A 539-nucleotide genomic window follows, 5' to 3' on the forward strand; every position below is an offset into this window, starting at 1 on the left:
ATCCGATGGGCCCAACGTGCCGCTAGATGCGGTGGGCAGGCTTCACCGGCCATGATGAGGTGACTCAATGGCAAGTCGCAGTCATCAGGCAAGAGCGCCACCAACGCCGAAGGCAGCGTGGCATGGCTGATTGAGTGCTGCCGCAGCACACTCAGCACGCCCTCCGGAGATTTGAGTTTGGCGCTGGGCGCCAGCACCAGACTGGCGCCATGGACCAAGGCCATGGAAAACTCGGAAATGCTGGCATCGAACCCTGGCGAGGCAAACTGAAGAATCTTGTGACCTGGGCTCGTCTGAAACAGTTCGTGCTGGGCCCAATGCAGATTGCTCAGGCCCTGGTGATGATTGAGCACCCCCTTGGGCGTTCCCGTCGAGCCGGATGTGTAGATCACGTACGCCAGGTGCATCGCGCTCAGCCCCAGTTCACGCGCGTCAGGGTTGCACCGCTCAGCTTCTGAGCCAGTCCAGACTTGTGCATCGGCGTCCAACCGCACGACAACAAGCTCAGCCTGAGCCTGCACCAGCCGCTCCAGCAGCCG

Annotated in this window: 1 protein-coding gene; it reads right to left on the minus strand. The window is 61.6% G+C overall.

Annotated features, from left to right (window positions below; all coding sequences use genetic code 11):
- On the minus strand, positions 1 to 539 hold a 539-nt coding region (locus AC3WOE_RS30585; RefSeq protein WP_492696336.1), incomplete at both ends, for an AMP-binding protein.

The organism is Roseateles sp. FW305-36, assembly GCF_058787015.1.